This window comes from Mahella sp. (assembly GCF_020054945.1).
GTDB lineage: Bacteria > Bacillota > Clostridia > Mahellales > Mahellaceae > Mahella.
Genome location: NZ_JAIHAU010000034.1, coordinates 1 through 17,703, shown reverse-complemented (window position 1 = coordinate 17,703; position 17,703 = coordinate 1). Strand labels below are relative to the sequence as shown.

Here is a 17,703-nt window from a genome sequence, read left to right as displayed (position 1 = left end):
CTTTAGCGATTTCTACTAATTGCTGTTGAGAAACCGATAATCCCCCAACAATCGCTTCCGGATCTATATTTACATTTAGTCGCTTAAGAATATTTCTTGCCTCATCGTTCATTTCACTATCCTTTAGTATCCACGAATGTGTCTTTTCACGACCCAAAAAAATATTTTCCGCCACGGATAGATGAGGGCACAAGTTCAGTTCCTGATGGATTATGGCTATACCGAGCTCTTGCGCTTTCTTAGGTGTCATATCTTCCACGATCTGACCGAATACCTTGATCTCACCTTCATCTTTGGTATACACACCGCTTAGCACCTTCATGAGCGTACTTTTACCCGCACCATTTTCGCCTAACAATGCTAATATCTCTCCGGACCTTAATTGAAACGATACATCCTTAAGCGCCTGTACACCCGGAAAGCCCTTGCTTATATTGCTCATTTCAACGATATATTCATCCATCTCTCTCACCTGCCTTAATTCCATGTTACATAACCCAGTATAACATGGAACTACAGATGCGATAAGGGGAGCAGCTTTCGATTTATAGGGGATTTTTTCACATGTTTTTAAGCGACTATAGAATTATGCTCTCAGAATTGAAAAGATAAAACTCATCTCTGGGATATTCTGCCTGAAATGTGCCTTTCGACACAACAATAAGTTTATCTGCTACAGCCAGAGAATCCGCTATGTTAGTTGCCAGTATCACAATAGTAGCTCCTTGTTTTTTAAGTTGATTTATCAGTTCTACTATGTGTCGACGCAAATACATATCAGCATTTGCAAAGGGCTGTATACAGAACACAATATCAGGCTTGCAAAGGTGAATTCTATAATAAACCAGATCATAAAGCGACTGCAATTTCAGTTTCATAATATCTGTTTCATAAATGTCATTTCCTATTATAGGTTCATATTCTTGCACAATGCTGTTGATAACCCGTTTGCTCAGTTGAACAGGATTGCGCTTTTTATCTACCAGAAAGCATAGGTTGGTCAGATAACTCATATCCGGAAAAAGCATTGTCAATATAGGATTTTCCTGAATAAATGCTACGCCGTATTTAAGTGCATGTTTTGCCAACTTTTGAGTGTACGGCTTATTCTTCAAGTATATCTCACCGCTATGCTGATGTAGCTGACCGTTCATCAGCCCAACAATATCCTGTACAACTGCATTATCCATATCCAGTAAAACTGTGCTCTCTCCTTTTACAATAGTAAAAGTAAGTGACCGCATATGTTCGGTACACACATCTTTAAATGTCAAAATTCCCTTATCGCTAGTCACGCTCAGTCCTTCTCGTTTCACTTTAGCAAATTCCCCGATGTAATAGGGAGCTACATTATCATTATTAAATTGATCTTTGTCCAGAACTCTCAATATTTTGCCATCTCTCATAATTGCGACGCGATCACATACTTTAAATGCTTCTTCATGGTGGCTGCAAATATAGACAAAAGAAAACCCTTGATCGCGATAATACCTTAATAGGCTATGGAATTTTAATAAATCTGTGGTACTCAATACGTTGCTTATTTCGCGGATAGCGATCAACTTGGCTCCCATCACTATGGCACGCAAAAGTTCGGTGACACATTTTTCATACGCAGTAAGGCTTGAGACCAATCTGTTCCCATCTAGATCAATGTCAGCATCTTGCGTAAAACGCCGCAGTTGCTCCTCCAATACTCTGGGATTAATCAGATATTTTTTAAACCCAAAGCGCATCACATATACATTATCAACAACGGTAAGGTTTTCGATCAACCTGCTTTTTTGTTCAATTATGGCGACTTTATTCATAGTCATTGGGCCATGTTGATAACTGTTCACAAGTTTTTCATTAAAGTAAACCCGCCCGTATTGGATAGGTATATTCTGGCTAAGCAATCGAAGTATGGCGTCTTGACCGTTTGTATTTATACACACAAGCCCTATTATCTCGGATTGAAAGATATGAAGATTGAAATCATTGAGCAATACCATCTCGTTTTGTGCAACGGTAATATGTTCCATCCTCAATATTTCATTTTTCATAGAAGGCCTGATCCCTCTCAGTGATTTTCGGAAGGGTAAGCTCTACATCCGTTCCGACATTCAATGTACTGTATATACATATGCCATATTCTTCTCCAAACAGCAATTTAATGCGGCTATTCACATTCGTTATAGCTATGCCGCCATGTTTTTCGTTCTCCGGCTTTATATAATCCAATGGCATACCCCTTAATTTATCATTGATTTCCTGAAGTTTTTCTTCGGTCATGCCGACGCCGTTATCAGATACGGTGATAATCAGGCGTTTAGTCGTGCACTCTATTTTAATGCGCACTTTGCCTTCTCCGATTTTTTGCTCAATACCATGATAAATCGCATTTTCTACAATAGGTTGAAGTATCAGTTTAGGAACCCTGCATGACATAATCTCTATCTCATCTTGTGCATCATATTCCACGCTTAGGCTGAGCCGTTCTCCAAAGCGATACTGCTGGATGATGTAATAGTTATTGACGTTTTTCAATTCGTCCTCTAATGTGACTAGGTTTTCAACATTAGAGATAGTATAACGGAAAAAAGTAGCTAGTGCCTCCGTCATTTTTGCGACGTTATCCAGTCCTGCACTTAAGGTTTCTCCACGTATTCCTTCCAATGTATTATATAGAAAGTGAGGATTGATCTGATTTTGCAGCGCAAGATAATGGGCTTGCTTTTTAGTGGCATTGAGGATCTCATAGGTTTCCATAATCTCCTGGACTTTTTGTATAACTTCATCCATCTCCGGACTTAATGTTATATGCCGGTCAAATAGGGCATCGATGGTATAACCGGCTGCAAATAGGCGTAAAATTTTTGCATTCTCTCTATATGGCTCATAAATCCATTTATAATATGCAAAGAGAAGCAGGCCCATTAATGTATAACCTATAAAAACATAAACAATGTCGATATACCCCTGCACAGCAAGTATACTTGCAAAAATTAGCAACAATAATATAAAAGCAAATAACACACCAGCCAACCAAAAAATTCTGGTCGATAAATACTTTATATGTTTAAACTTCATCAACATCACCCACTTAAGAATATAACTTTCGATATTCGCTCGGTTTAAGCCCTGTATTCTTACGAAAACTTTTTGTAAAATGCTTCAAATCGCTATATCCCACCTGCTCGCATATTTCGGCGATATTTAAATTGGTTTCTCGAAGAAGCTCTTTGGCCTTATTTACTCGCGTTTCCGTAAGGTAATCCACAAAATTGGTACCACTTACTTTTTTAAATAACGTGCTGAAATAAGTCGGGTTGAAACCGACTATATTGCTTACATCTTCCAGCGATATCGTTTTCATATAGTTCTCTTGTATATACTGCTTAGCCAGTCTTATAGGCCGGGTTTCCTCCTGTTCTTTCTGTTGTGCGATCAATTTAATAGATTCACCTATCATCATACATAGATAGGCAAATATTTCATCCACCGTCTTGCAACGCCATGCATGAATATGAAATTTTTCCAAAAATTCATCGCCGTGATGAATAGCAATCTGATTGTTGCGCAGATGCGTCAGATACATCTCACAAGCTTGTTCTGCAAGAGATATAATATCCAGTCCGCTCAATCGTTTTTCCGCAGCTATACTGTTATAAAAATTCTTTAAGCTGCTCAATACAGCATCGGAATTCAGTACTTCTATAGCCGGTCCCATCGATTTATTCAATTCCGCCATTAAACGCGTCTGTATCTGAAACGACTGATTCATAACCGCACCTTCGATTACCCGACCCGTTCCCAGCAGCAAACGCTGGCCAATGGCATATACCGCAGAGTCGAAACTATCCTTCAACCGGCTTATATCATCATACGCCTCTCCTATAGCTATCGTGAATTCAAATTGTCCAAATGCCGCTTTCTGTTGTATAAGTTCATCCAGTATCCCTTTTATCTGAGCACGTATGGATTTTTTCCTTTCAATATCATAGTTTAATATGCAATAAACCGCACTATCATCCATGTAAGTGCCAATTTCAAAGCATTGGATCTTCAAAAGATTATCAATGATCCTGATTATTTTTTCTTCTAAAATCGGAATAGCACTGTTATATTGATCCTCATAGCCGCAATCAATTTTTACCCCTATTATCTGGAATATGCCCGATTGAAACGAATAATGGTAATCGTTATTGGTTGAATCGATCGTCAAATCTTTTGTTACAGCACCTTTTTGCAGTAAACATTCGCTGAAAAGATCCTCTCGCAGTTTATTAGTATCATTTTCTATTTGTTTTATCATACGATCTTCTTCGCTAAGTTGTTTAAGATTGCGATCATATCTGGCTTTTATTTTCCCCAATGCAGACAATAGATCATCTTGTTTTATAGGCTTGAGCAAATAATCGCCGACGCCATATTTAATGGCATTCTGTGCATATTCAAAATGCCCGTAACCGCTTATTATAATAAAGTTCAATTCTTCTTTTATATCTTTTGCGCGGCGTATCATCTCCAGGCCATCATACCCCGGCATACGTATATCAGTGATCACCAGGTCCGGGGAAAGCGTTCGGATCATATCCAGTGTCTCTATGCCATTATGTGCAATGCCTATTATCTCCATGCCCAACGAATCCCAATCAATTAGGTTTTGGATTAACTGGCATACATTTTCTTCATCATCTGCGATAATAACCTTAATCATGTTTACTCCTCCTTCCTTGGAGCCATTTGTTCAAGGCTTGATGTATGGTTCCTTAAATAATAATGTCGTTGATCAACGACATTTCTTGTCCATATTGGATCAACGACATTATTATATCACATATTTTTTTGTTTTTATATCCACTGTTTTTAATTCCGCAGGCTATACCCCGCCACCTACAGATCCATCCCATGTATCGACTTTGGTTTTTTTCAGCTCCTTTTCATCAAACCACCGCGTGGTCACCGTCTTGGTCTCGGTATAAAACCTCACTCCATCCTTGCCGAGCACATGCAGATCGCCTATAAACGACATCTTATGACCATTGAACGGGAAAATGCCGACTGGCACCGGTATGCCTACATTGATCCCTACCATACCGCCATGCGTTCTCCTGGCAAATTCACGCGCATAATACCCGTTTTGCGTGAATATAACCGAACCGTTGGCAAATGGATTGCTGTTCATGACCTCTATGCCCTCTTCGAAGTCCTTAACCCTTTTTATGCATAGCACCGGCCCGAAAATCTCCTGCTGGCCTATGCTCATCTCGGGCGTCACATGGTCGAATATGGTCGGTCCCAGATAATAGCCGCCTTCATAACCCGGCACAACTATATTCCTGCCGTCCAATACCAATTCAGCCCCTTCTTCAATGCCCTTTTCTATCCATTTTATAATGGAATTTCGATGCTCGGCTGATACCACGGGACCCATTTCGGTCGTCTTGTCATAAGCAGGGCCTATTTTTAAGGCGCCGGCTTTCTCTTTTAATAAGCCGACGAGTTTATCGGCTATGCTCTCTTGAGCCACTATAACCGGTAAAGCCATGCATCTTTCGCCCGCGCACCCGAATGATGAGTTCATAATGCCGGCTGCCGTCCTTTCAAGCGGGGCATCTTCGAGCACCATACCGTGGTTTTTAGCCTCTCCTAGCACCTGCACCCTTTTGCCGTAAGCTGCCGCCGTTTGGTAGATATGCTGGCCTACCGATGTAGAGCCTACAAAGGATATGCCCTTTACATCGGGATGTTTCAGCAGTATCTCCGATTCGTTTCTGCTGCATGTTATAATGTTCAGCACACCGTCGGGCAGGCCTGCTTCCTGCCATAATTCCGCACACTTCATGGCGGTCATAGGCACCATTGAAGCAGCTTTTACGATCATCGTATTGCCTGTAGCCAGGCACAAGGGCACCATCCAACCCATGGGAATCATACCCGGGAAGTTCCACGGCACTATGCCGGCGAACACGCCTACCGGTTCTCTATACAGCGTTGTATCATATCCCTTCGATGTGTCCATCAGCGATTCACCCAGCATAAGCGTGGGTATACCGCAGGCAAATTCGACCGGCTCTTTTATCTTAAGTACTTCGCCTCTGGCTTCTTCCCACGCTTTGCCGTTTTCATGCGCTATGATATCGGTGAGTTCCTCTATATGGCTTTCCAGTATATCCCTAAATCTGAATATTATCTGCGCACGCTTCATGACCGGCATCTGCGACCATGTTTCAAAAGCCTTTTTAGCCGCTTCCACCGCCATATTGACCTCCTCGACGGTGCAACATGGGGTCTGCGCTATCACCTCGCCTGTGCTCGGATTATGCACATCCATATACTTGCTCGTTTGGGATTCTATCCATTTGCCGCCTATAAAAAGCTTTAATTTTTTTATATCGCTCATTTTTTCTCCTCCATTAACATTATTCTGTCGGCCATATAACAGCGTCTTGCCGCATAACCCACAGGTGTTCCGGTTCAAATGTGGGCGTTATATATGGATTGCCCTCCAAGTGGCGTATAACCCATATATAATACATAGCGTAGCCAGGCGCTGATACTTGGGGATGGCTGGCATCATTCAGTATTTCTACGGTATCGTTATTTTTCACTTTTAAAACATTTTCACCGAGGTTGCAAAAACCAAAGCCATTTTCGGGGCTGAATTTGTAAAAATATATCTCCGGCTGCGGGTGATGATGCGGCGGATAACTGGACCATTTACCCGGATAGTTTATGACCTCGCCCAGTACCAGATTGGAATATGGTGCGTTGGAATAGTCGAATATGGTCCTCACTATGCGCGTGGCCATCTCATTCATCGTACCTTTGCCCCTTTGCTCGCTCTGGCACTCTTCATCCGAGTAGAGATGGGCATCGAAGGCCACGCTGTTATCGGTCTGCGATACCGACAACTCCGCTTCACCGCTTATGCATTTTATGTTTATAGCAGTCCCAGACGGTACATGCAAACACCATGGATTTTGGTCCAAAAAGCTTTTTCTATGGGCAATGGCCTTTTTGTTCTCCCATTCGAAAACCACATCGCCCTGTATGAGCAAAATCGCGCGTTCTTTTGCCGATGCCTCAGCAAACTCCTGATCCTTTTTCAGTTTCAGTATGCCAAAGTCCATTCCCGTCTGATCTTCATGCACTATACTGTTATAGCTGTAATCAAAAGGTTTATCCCTTCTTATCAACAAATGTATCGTCTCCTTTTAAATGGTTATCATAAATCCCCTTATAACACCTAAGAGCTGTTCGTATCCTTCTATGAAGGATTTAAGGGTTTTCTTTGTGGCGCCAAATCCATCGAAATCCTCCGGCTTCATGCCATCTGCATCGTATGCTCTGTGGAAATCCTGGAATTTAGCGTACAGCTCATCGATTATTTTTCTGTCCACCTCGTTGTTCATCCTGGAAGCTACTTCAATGTCGGAAGCATTGAACATCCTCTGCCACTTATAGGGTATTGTAAGCACTATATCGCCGCCCATGAGCTCGCTCCACTGCATATAATTTCTGTAAGCCGCCGCCAGAAGGCGTGTCCGATATCCGCGTTCTTTGTATATCTTATAGGCTTTCTTTATGGCGGCTATGCCGGCCCAGTCAAGGTAACCCGGTGTCGCAAGTATTCCATCTTTATTAGCCACGTCTTTTAGCCAATCATCCAAACGGCCTACCATTATAGTACAAACCGGCCGCATAGATGCTACATCTTTGCCTTCTTTTTCCCTGCGGCTAAGCCCTCTTTCTACGGCCTCGGCTACAGCCAGCGACTGGGGAACGGTAAAGCACACCGTCGCGTTTATGTTAACACCGTTATATGTGGCTTCTTCTATGGCCGCTATGCCGGCCTCAGTAACTGGTATTTTCACCTGCATATTAGGCGCCAATGTGTTGAAATGTATAGCCTGTTCAGCCATCATCTCAGCATTTCTGTAATATTTGGGATTGGTCTGTATGGATATTCTTCCTTTTAATCCATTTTCTTTGTCGAATACCGGCTTTAGCAACTCCGCTCCTTTCACAGCCATCTCTTCTATAAGCTTCCATGCCACATCTTCTTCAGTGCCTTTAGGTAGCTCTTCTATTATCTGATTTATCCTGTCCTGCCATAGATGCATCTCTTTTTTCAGCACGTTGAATACTATCACCGGATTAGTAGTTGCGCCTACCGCACCGTTTTCTATAGCATAGGTCAGCTCCTCCACCGAGCACGAATCATTCCAAAAATCCGTAGGCATCGTAGATGCCATCTTGTGTAATGGGCTTTTATAATCATCCATAGCCATTTAAAATCACCTCAACAAAATTATTATTTTTACAGGCCGGCTTTGGCCCTTATATATTCCCTTGCCTTTAAGGCATATTCCAGCGGATTGGCTTTGGCAGGGTCTTGTTCCGCTTCCACCACCATCCACCCTTCATATCCTACATCTTCGAGAACTTTGAATATAGGAGCGAAATCTATCATGCCGTCACCTGGCACTGTGAATACCCCGGCCCGCACAGCATCGAGAAAGCTCATATTTTCGCGCTTGACCTTCTCTAAGACTTCTTTTCGAACGTCTTTGAGGTGCACATGCTTTATTCGGACAGCGTATTTTTTCACTACCGCAAGCGGGTCTTCACCTGAGAATACAAGGTGCCCGGTATCATAAAGCAGATATATGAGATCCGGATCTGTCATAGACATAAGCCGATCGATTTCTTCAAATGTCTGTACGCCGGTGCCCATATGGTGGTGATACGTCAGTATCATCCCCTTATCCTGAGCCAATTTACCCAAATAGTTCAATCCGTCGGCCAGGCGCTTCCACTCTTCTTGGGTGAATATAGGTTTGCCGGCAAATACGGGTATATCCTTTAATCCTTGTATACTGTGCCCTTGTTCTGCCGCCCCTATTACCTTCGCGCCTAATTCATATAGAAAATCCCTGTGTTCTACAAACGCATCCACCGTTTGCTGCAGCGGTTTGGTGGTAAGATATGCGCTGAACCAAGCATTGCACACTTTGAGCCCTCTAAGGGACAACGCTTTTTTAAGCGTCTGGGTATCTTTTGGATACTTGTTGCCTATTTCTGTGCCTTCAAATCCGGCCAGCGCCATCTCGCTTATGCATTGTTCAAAGGTATTCTCAGCGCCGAGTTCGGGCATATCGTCATTTGTCCACGCTATAGGCGCTATGCCCAGTTTCACCTTATTTTTATCCATCTCGTTCATTCCTGTCATTAATACTTTCTTGCCTTTTTTAGCTCTTCTTTCAATTCTTCAGTAGCCTTCACTATCTCCTGCTTGTTCGCTACCTCGGCATTGCCCACTCTCCACCACGATTCATAATCATGTGTCATGGTCTTAGGCAATACTTTTATATCTATGAGCGTGGATACGGTTTGCTTTTTAGCATCCTCTATAGCGTTCCTAAGCTCTTCTTCGTTTTTAACACGATAGGTCTTGCAGCCGTAACCCTCGGCACATTTGGCAAAGTCTATACACATGAGCTCGCCGTCCAGTTTGCCTGTCTTTTCATTTCTCATGCGGAATTCGGTGCCGAAACTGCCCATGCCATGCCCCATCTGCAAGTTGTTTATGCATCCAAATGAGGCATTATCGAACAGGACCACGTTTATCTTTTTGCGTTCCTGTATGGAGGTTATAAGCTCTGAATGGAGCATCAGATACGAACCATCTCCTACCATAGCATATACCTCCACATTCGGTCTGGCCATCTTCACGCCCAGCGCAGCATTTATCTCATAGCCCATACATGAATAGCCATATTCCATATGGTAGGTATCGGGGGCTTTAGCACGCCACATCCTCTGCATATCGCCCGGCAAACTGCCTGATGAACCAACTACTATCGCATCGTCATCTATTATCTCGTTCAATATGCCCAGCACCCTAGTCTGAGGCATATACGAGTCAAATTTTCGGCCGAATTCCTCTATCACTTCGTCTTTTTGGCCTGCTATTTCCGGATAGAAGCCTTCGCCATATTTGACGTTTGCAAGCCTGTTCAGCTCTTGCAACCATTTGTCCCTGGCCTCTTTTATCTCTACCGTATATGCCGACCGATAACCAAGACTCTTCAACTCTTCAGCAATAGCTTCAAGTGCCACCTTAGCATCGGCCACCACCCTTACCCCGTCCAGTTTATAGGCATCGAACGAAGCTATATTTATATTGAGGAAAGCAACATTCGGATTCTGAAAAAGCCATTTGGATGATGTGGTAAAATCGGTATAGCGCGTCCCCACACCTATTACCAGATCAGCCTCTTTTGCTATAGTATTGGCCGCGAGGTTGCCTGTCGCGCCTATGCCGCCCAGATTGAGCCCGTGATCCCACGTTATGGCACCTTTGCCGGCCTGAGTTTCTCCAAACGGTATGTTGAACATCTCGGCAAATGTTCTAAAAGCCTCCTGCGCCTCGGAATACTTGACGCCACCGCCGCATATCAATATGGGCTTTTTCTTGTTCATTATGAGCTTTACGGCATCGCTTATCATCTCTTTAGTAGCCGGCACGCGTTCTATGCGGTGCACACGCTTCGCCAGAAATTCAACTGGAAAATCGTAGGCCTCGGCCTCGACATCTTGAGGCATAGCCAGCGTTACAGCACCGGTATCGGCCGGATTGGTCAGCACCCTCATCGCGTTTATACATGCCGACATAAGCTGCTCGGGACGCGATATCCTGTCCCAATACCTGCTTACGGCTCTGAAAGCATCGTTTGTGGTTATGCCTGCGTTGTAATATTGTTCTATCTGTTGCAATACCGGATCAGGCTGCCTCGTCGCATATGTATCGCCCGGCAAAAACAAGACAGGTATGCGGTTAGCGGTAGCCGTACCGGCTGCCGTCACCATATTGGCGGCGCCTGGGCCTATGGATGAGGTGCAGGCGTATATCTGCCTCCTATGCATCTGCTTGGCATAGCCTATGGCTGCGTGGGCCATGCCCTGTTCGTTTTTGCCCTGGTGTACCATCAGCTCCCCCGGGTCATCCTCCAAGGCCTGGCCTATGCCCAGCACATTGCCGTGGCCGAATAGCGTGAATACACCTCTTACAAACTTCTGCTCGACACCGTCAAATTCAATATACTGATTATCCAGAAATCTGACCAGCGCCTGTGCCGTAGTCATTCTTATGGTTTTCATAGCAGTCCCTCCATCTCTTTAAGCTTAACCGGCCTGTTTTCTTTCAGTGATTTCTTGGCTGCTAAAGCTATAAGCACCGGTTTTAAGCCATCTTCACCAGTCACCGGTGTTTCGGTATCGTTTATAACAGCAGCTACAAATTCCTTAATTTCCTCAATAAACGAATCATTGTATCTTTCAAGGAAGAAATACTTTGGCTTTTCGCCTATTATTCCATCAGCATTGCTTAGAATTCTTGTGGACGGCGTATCATTCCGATCTTCAGCGCTGCCATTGGAGCCAAAAACCTCGACGCGTTGGTCATAGCCATATGTGGCCTTTCTGCTATTGTTTATGACACCTATGGCTCCATTTTCAAACTTAAGCGTGATTATAGCCGTATCTATATCTCCGGCTTCACCTATGGCAGGATCAACAAGCACCGCTCCGGCCGCGTATACTTCATCTACTTCGCTGCCAGCCAAATACCTTGCCATATCAAAATCATGTATGGTCATATCCACGAATAAGCCTCCGGACGATTTCACATATTCTATTGGTGGTGGCGCTGGATCCCTGGAGGTTATCTGGATTATGTGCGGTTGCCCTACTTTGCCTTCGGCCACAGCATCCTTTACAGCTTTATGATTATGATCGAATCTTCTGTTAAAGCCTATCTGCAGCTTCACGCCCGCAGCCTTCACCGCGTCCAGTGCCGCTTTAACCCTGTCAACCGATAAGTCTATAGGTTTTTCACAGAATATATGCTTACCCGCTTTGGCCGCTTCGATTATAAAATCAGCATGTGTATTGGTGGGCGAGCATATAAGGACTGCTTCGATTTCAGGATTGTTTAAAATATCTTTGTAGTCCTTTGTAATGGTTTTTATGCCGAGCTCTTCAGCCCATTCTTTGATCTGATCAGCAAAAATATCGGCTATAGCTACCAGTTCTGCCTGCGGAACACGATACATTAAATTTTCGGCATGAAGTTTGCCTATCCTTCCCGCGCCTATAATTCCTACTTTAAGCCTTTTCTCCATAATTTATTTCTCCTTCCATTTCACTTCTTCGAGTATAAGGCTGCATACTGCAATATGATCCGAAATTTATCTTTTGTTTTGTTCTATTTAAACCTCAATACCTTACAGCTATATAATATCAAACGTTTGCGCTAGTATCAATAGATCCCATAAAATTTTTTAAATTTCCTTTGGCTTATTTATGCTGCTTTATTGATTATTTTTTAACAATCTTCCAAGCTTGTTTCGACCTTAGAACTAAAAAGCGCATCTTGTCTCATTAATTTGCGTAATCGTTTGCGTAAATGTGCTTGCGTAAATAAAGATATATATGCTAAAATAAATCATCTCATCAGGAGGTAATTGAAAATGGATTTGACAGAACAATCAAAAATCTCTATAAAAGAAAATAAACAAGGAACAAGCTTGGAAGCACCTCGTTTTGCTCTATCATACGGACAAGCGGCAGACGTGGATATAGAAAACCGCCGGCTCATCAGCTTTAAGATACTTTCAGCACTGAAAGGGGAAAGCAATGACGTTATCCTCGAGATTGACAGTTCTCTGTTAAATGCCCCAAGGCAGCATCGGGCCGATATAGCGTTGGATTTTGTTCGCGCTGTGCGCAGTGCCGGCATAGATTTCAGGTATGATAAAAATGCTGAAAGGGTTTCTTTCTTTTCTCAACTTTTTAGGATCGGCGATACCGGCTATTCCTTTCACCACAGAGTGTTAGCTTATATACCGCAAAGCATATGGACAAGTGAAGGCTTTATAAATATTCTGCCAGCAGAAGGCGTGCGGTATTATATAACACAGCCAACCGTCCAGAGCAGCAAGCTGCTCGACGATATGCATCATGGCTATATATTAGATGATGAAAAGCTAGATATATTCGATCTGATAGTTTTCGACTGTTGTGTTTTCGGCCAAATGGGCATATATACAAAGCGCCTTTCGCTGGATGATATTAAAGAGCGCTTAAAAAATATCCCTTAAATACTTCTGCATGTCCTCCTTATAATAAGCCTCGGCTCCAATACCTTTTTTACCGGAGCTTTATCTTGCGGATTATTTATTTTTTGTATTATGATTTCCGCTGCCAGTCGGCCTATCTCTCCCTTTGGCTGAGCTACTGTGGTAAGGCTGATTTTATCAAAAGAGGCAAAACTTATATCGTCTATACCCATAACCGATACGTTGTCAGGCACTTTCAGTCCGAATTCTTCTACGGCCTGTATCACACCAAGCGCCAGCACATCATTGCCCGCCAGTATCGCTGTGGGTATGTCGTTATAAATCAGCAGTTCTTTCGTAAGTTCATAGCCGCTCATCTGTTTGAATTGGCCATGCATAGGAGAATATCTCAACGGTAAACCATACGATTTCAGTGCTTCCCTATGCCCTTCAAAGCGCCGCCTATCGCTGCTGCTGTTCTCCAAGCCGCCTATATAGGCAATATTTCTATGTCCCAGTTTAAGCAAATACTCCGTCGCCATAAATCCGCATTTATAATCGTCAGTAGCTACAAAACTGCAATCAGGGTTATCAGGACTATAAGTGACAAACACTACAGGCGTATCTCCACCATTAAAATGACAAATTATATGGCTTATATCGTCTATTGCAGGAGCAATTATAATACCGTCCACCATCTTGCTCCTAAGTGCTTTTAGATACCTCTCCTCCCTCTCAATCTGCCAGTTGGTAGTGCATAGTAGAACGGTATAGCCGTTATCATACGCGTAGCCCTCCACCCCCTGAGCTACTTCAGGAAAGAACGGATTTGTTATATCCGGTATTATAAGTCCTATGGTCTTGGTGGCCTTTGTAATCAGACTTCTGGCCACAATATTGGGCGTATACCCCATATCCTTAGCCAGCTTTTTAATCTTCTTTTTAGTCTCCTCGCTGATATCCGGATGATCGGAAAGAGCACGGGAAACCGTCGCATATGATACGTTGGCAGCTTTTGCTATATCTTTTATAGTAACACTCATGAAGCCATCCCTATTCATAATAACTTTTCCTAAAGTATAACAAACGTTTTCGCAAATGTCAATGATAAGCTTTTAACAAACTTGCTGCAAAATTAAGGATGCCGGTTCATAGCCCAGTATCCTTAATAAACAAGCTTAATCTGCTTCTGCCTTATTCCTCCATAATCACCGGCCGGTCGGCGTCCAGCGGACATGGTATTCGTCGATTGATATAAATACAATCACCTTATATATTTACGGCATCTACAAAGCAATGCATGAACAGCCTGCTCATGACCTTAAATCCTTCTCCCATCTCAAAACCTTTACCCTGCGCCAATTGCCTTCCTTTCATGGTGAAATAATAGCGGTACAATTCCAATATATTTTCGTCAAACTGGCTTTTGTGCATCGCCATAGCCGCGAACTTTTTCTCCATAGTTGCAGTAGTATCGATAATGGTGTTAGGATTTGCGGTAAAATAAAACGCAATAACCGGTACTTCCCATGGGCTATTCCGTTTACCGCGCGGATAATTGGCATTACCGCTCATCAAAAAAGCCTGAGCTGCCGCATAACCGGTCTTGCGATGGTCAGCATGCGCCTCGTACGGCAACCATGGATCAGGGCACAGAATAGCATCCGCTCTGACATCGCGAATAACCTCTATTATCCCCGGTACGAGTTCCTCTATACTTTGCGGCATGTTGTCCGGAAGCTCAAGCGAATAAAATTCTTTTGTTCCTAAATAGCGGCCGGCAGCCTCGGTTTCTTTAGCGCGAATAGCCTTTATTTCCTCGGGTTCAATATTCGAGCCGCCGAGGTCACCGCTGGTTATTGTAAGATAGTATACCTCGCTACCTTGCTCCGAAAGTTTCGCGATAGTAGCGCCTGCCCCTACTTCATTATCATCCGGGTGCGGCTGTACGCAAAGGACCCTTTTACTCGCCATCAGATCCGGCGGTGTAAGCATTTGTTTAATTTTATTCTCATCCATTATGATTCCTCCTTTGAAGGATTATCCGTGAAACGGAGCAGCCACGAACAGGCATATGATAACATCATCAGCACGAACGGAAATACCGAAAACATCATCCGATTAGCAAGCGCCGGATTGGAACCGGGGTTTTGACTGTCCTGGAATCCAAACCACACGGCCAGCAGTAAAAACGCGAGGCTCTTAATCAAACCCGAAAATCTTGTAACAAAGCTGATGGTAGATTGATATATACCTTCGCGGCGGAGGCCGCTCTTTTGGGCATCCTCATCGATAATACGCGCTATGACCAGGTCAAGGGTCGCAGTCACGCCGGCAATGCCTATGCCGATAAGCGTTCCCGCAATCACTGCCTGTATCAGAGAATTAACAAATAGGAACGGTATAAACGACAAACCCAGCCACATCAGAGCTGCCCTCCATGTCTTTATCGGCCCTATCTTGCGAGCAGTCAAGCTCCATACCGCAACGGCCGGAATAGCGATAATAAATACCGTGCCGGTCATATAAGTCGCATTGTTATCAGGAAGCTGCAGCGTATATTTTATAAAGAACGGAATACTGGCCAAAAGCAATCCCGATGTGCCTTGATAGAAAAAATTCGCAAAGCTGAATGCCCAAAAGTTACTATTTGCGGCAACCGCGCTAAACGATTCTTTTAAGCCGGGAGCCCTTAACTTGCTGAAATCCGGATCCTCCTTGCAGCCCGTTATAGAAAATACCAGAAGTCCCATGCCCAGCAAGGCGAGAATGACAGCGAGTACAGAATAGCCTATAGCATCTGCAAGCATGGGGGTAAGGGCTACGCCAATTATCAGCCCAACCAATTGAAGGGCCTGTCTGATGCCATTTGCGCTCGTACGGCTTTTAATATCGCGAAATAGTTCGGGAAACAGCGAATGATAGTTGGTCGTCGTTATGGTACTCATGGTTTCAGTCAGCATAAGAAACACAGTGAAATAAACGGCCAATTCCGTGCCACTCTCCAATGATGCCGGCGGACTGAAAAACAGTATCATAGCAATCGCAAATAAAGGTGCACCAGCCAAAATCCATGGGCGGCGCCGTCCCCATTTTGTACGGGTGCGGTCGGATAAAAAGCCGAACATAGGATCGTTGACCGCATCCCAGACAGCGAAAAGCGTAGTACCAAGCGCGATAAGAGACATCGACAACCCCATTTTGTCATTGTAAAAGAACGTACCATATGAACTATACATCATACCGGGAATGGTGACCCCAAGCATGCCAATGGCATATCTCCACGGTGACGCCAGTTGACCTGCAGTTTCTGCTTTTTCACTCATAATGCCGAACTCCTTTCAACTTGTCTTAAAAAAAGTTAACACCTCTCAAATGATAGGTTATGCTCATATCGAGCATAAATAAAGTTTTACCCTATAATTATCATCCCCCGATCTCTTTCTTTCAGTACTTATTGAGAACTTTATTTATATAGCGAAAGGTATCAGGTTCAACTCCCTTATTAATCGCTATATTCTCCGCTAATATCCGGAATGGTATTGCCATATTGCCACCGGCATAAAAAGCTCAATGCGCCCTCGACAGATGGGCTGCGACCATATCTTACATAAAACCCTGCCACCGCATTGCCCAATAATGTGGAACATGGCAAATCCATGTCCAGCAATTGCCCTATACAAAAGCCGGCCCCGTAGTTATCACTTCCTCCGGTCAATAGCTTAGGCTCCCCGGTAAAGGCGCTTTCATTTTTATTTTCTTTTACCACTCTGACAGCTTTATCTATAAATCCATAAAAGCCTGCGGCCACGCTTTTGTGCTTTAATTCGCCCTTCTTACCTTCCAATTCGCTTATAAGGGCATCAAATATATTGTCCATACATAATACCGCCTATAAAACTATTGTGAACAGCGGATCCCACATATTAAGCAATCTTTCTACACTACCCTTAAATATCGTTTGACATACTCCCACTAATAAATTCGTGGGATTCTGGTTCATCGAAGGACGCCTGATAAAGCAGGTCTTGCTCCTTCTCCCGCAAGGGTTGATGCCCCAACCCTCAGAATATTTATAGCCGCATTGATATCCCGATCATGCGCCGCACCACATGACGGGCAAATCCATTCCCTTGTATCAAGAGCGAGTTCATCCAGCACATATCCGCAATTCGAGCATGTCTTGCTCGATGGATAAAACCGTGGGATTTCTACTACCATCGTTCCAACCTTGGCGCATTGATGCTTGAGAACCTCTATAAATTGGCTATGCCCAAGATCAGATATCTTTCTTCCCCATATCCTCTGCATTGCCTTGATATTTAAATCTTCGATACAGATTGTGGTATATTTTTCAGCCAGTTCTTTGGCCAGCTTAAAGTGATAGTCCATGCGGCGGTTTGCTATCTTCTTGTAGGCTCTGGCGAGGGACATTAATGCCTTTCTGCGATTATTGGATCCTTTCTTTTTACGCGAAAGTATTCTGTGCAGTTTTTGTATTTCTTCTCTGTCCTGTTTGAAGAATAAGGGGGATTCGATAGTCTCTCCATCTGATGCCGTGAGAAACTTCTTCAGGCCAAAGTCCAGCCCGACG

At 43.7% G+C, this 17,703-nt stretch carries 16 protein-coding genes; 1 reads left to right on the top strand and 15 read right to left on the bottom strand.

Going from position 1 to position 17,703, the window contains the following annotated elements; translation table 11 throughout:
* The 10 genes from JG770_RS07500 to iolG form a co-directional block, all read right to left on the bottom strand.
* Nucleotides 1-463 (bottom strand): ATP-binding cassette domain-containing protein (locus JG770_RS07500; protein WP_291957226.1); only part of this gene is annotated, 463 nt, incomplete at its 3' end.
* A gap of 115 nt (nt 464-578) precedes the next feature.
* Nucleotides 579-2,045, bottom strand: coding sequence for an ATP-binding cassette domain-containing protein (locus tag JG770_RS07495; RefSeq protein ID WP_291957224.1), 1,467 nt, complete (start codon nt 2,043-2,045; stop codon nt 579-581).
* A complete protein-coding gene (locus JG770_RS07490; protein WP_363320962.1) occupies nt 2,035-3,078 on the bottom strand; it encodes a histidine kinase in 1,044 nt (347 codons plus the stop codon). The genes JG770_RS07495 and JG770_RS07490 overlap by 11 nt, the downstream gene beginning before the upstream one ends.
* 7 nt (nt 3,079-3,085) lie before the next feature.
* Nucleotides 3,086-4,702, bottom strand: coding sequence for a response regulator (locus JG770_RS07485; RefSeq protein WP_291957221.1), 1,617 nt, complete (start codon nt 4,700-4,702; stop codon nt 3,086-3,088).
* Nucleotides 4,703-4,864: 162 nt separating this feature from the next.
* Complete coding sequence (locus JG770_RS07480) at nt 4,865-6,388, bottom strand: CoA-acylating methylmalonate-semialdehyde dehydrogenase (protein ID WP_291957218.1); 1,524 nt, start codon at nt 6,386-6,388, stop codon at nt 4,865-4,867.
* 19 nt (nt 6,389-6,407) lie between these two features.
* On the bottom strand, nt 6,408-7,187 hold the full coding sequence (locus JG770_RS07475) for a 5-deoxy-glucuronate isomerase (protein ID WP_291957215.1): 780 nt from the start codon (nt 7,185-7,187) through the stop codon (nt 6,408-6,410).
* Between the two features lie 15 nt (nt 7,188-7,202).
* Nucleotides 7,203-8,279 carry a transaldolase family protein gene (locus tag JG770_RS07470; protein ID WP_291957213.1) on the bottom strand — a complete coding sequence of 359 codons (1,077 nt, stop codon included), beginning with the start codon at nt 8,277-8,279 and terminating at the stop codon, nt 7,203-7,205.
* A gap of 29 nt (nt 8,280-8,308) precedes the next feature.
* Complete coding sequence (gene iolE, locus JG770_RS07465) at nt 8,309-9,202, bottom strand: myo-inosose-2 dehydratase (protein WP_291957212.1); 894 nt, start codon at nt 9,200-9,202, stop codon at nt 8,309-8,311.
* Between the two features lie 17 nt (nt 9,203-9,219).
* Nucleotides 9,220-11,151: a 3D-(3,5/4)-trihydroxycyclohexane-1,2-dione acylhydrolase (decyclizing) gene (iolD, locus tag JG770_RS07460; protein WP_291957210.1), complete on the bottom strand. Its 1,932-nt coding sequence runs from the start codon at nt 11,149-11,151 to the stop codon at nt 9,220-9,222.
* Nucleotides 11,148-12,173, bottom strand: a complete 1,026-nt coding sequence (gene iolG, locus JG770_RS07455; RefSeq protein ID WP_291957207.1) for an inositol 2-dehydrogenase — start codon at nt 12,171-12,173, stop codon at nt 11,148-11,150. Before iolG ends, iolD begins: the two co-directional genes overlap by 4 nt.
* A 348-nt stretch (nt 12,174-12,521) precedes the next feature.
* On the opposite strand from iolG, the gene JG770_RS07450 reads away from it, so the two are divergent.
* A complete protein-coding gene (locus JG770_RS07450; RefSeq protein ID WP_291957205.1) occupies nt 12,522-13,151 on the top strand; it encodes a hypothetical protein in 630 nt (209 codons plus the stop codon).
* Here the strand turns inward: JG770_RS07450 and JG770_RS07445 are convergent.
* The 5 genes from JG770_RS07445 to JG770_RS07425 all read right to left on the bottom strand — a co-directional run.
* The gene (locus JG770_RS07445; protein ID WP_291957203.1) at nt 13,148-14,170 is read right to left on the bottom strand and encodes a LacI family DNA-binding transcriptional regulator; all 1,023 of its coding nucleotides are present in this window, start codon (nt 14,168-14,170) and stop codon (nt 13,148-13,150) included. The two genes, JG770_RS07450 and JG770_RS07445, sit on opposite strands and share 4 nt — an antisense overlap.
* 208 nt (nt 14,171-14,378) lie before the next feature.
* Nucleotides 14,379-15,128, bottom strand: a complete 750-nt coding sequence (locus JG770_RS07440; protein WP_291957200.1) for a PIG-L deacetylase family protein — start codon at nt 15,126-15,128, stop codon at nt 14,379-14,381.
* Entirely contained in the window at nt 15,128-16,435 is a 1,308-nt protein-coding gene (locus JG770_RS07435) for an MFS transporter (protein WP_291957198.1), read from the bottom strand. The genes JG770_RS07440 and JG770_RS07435 overlap by 1 nt, the downstream gene beginning before the upstream one ends.
* A gap of 179 nt (nt 16,436-16,614) precedes the next feature.
* Nucleotides 16,615-16,989, bottom strand: a complete 375-nt coding sequence (locus JG770_RS07430; RefSeq protein WP_291957196.1) for a hypothetical protein — start codon at nt 16,987-16,989, stop codon at nt 16,615-16,617.
* Between the two features lie 119 nt (nt 16,990-17,108).
* Nucleotides 17,109-17,703 (bottom strand): RNA-guided endonuclease TnpB family protein (locus JG770_RS07425; protein WP_291957194.1); only part of this gene is annotated, 595 nt, incomplete at its 5' end.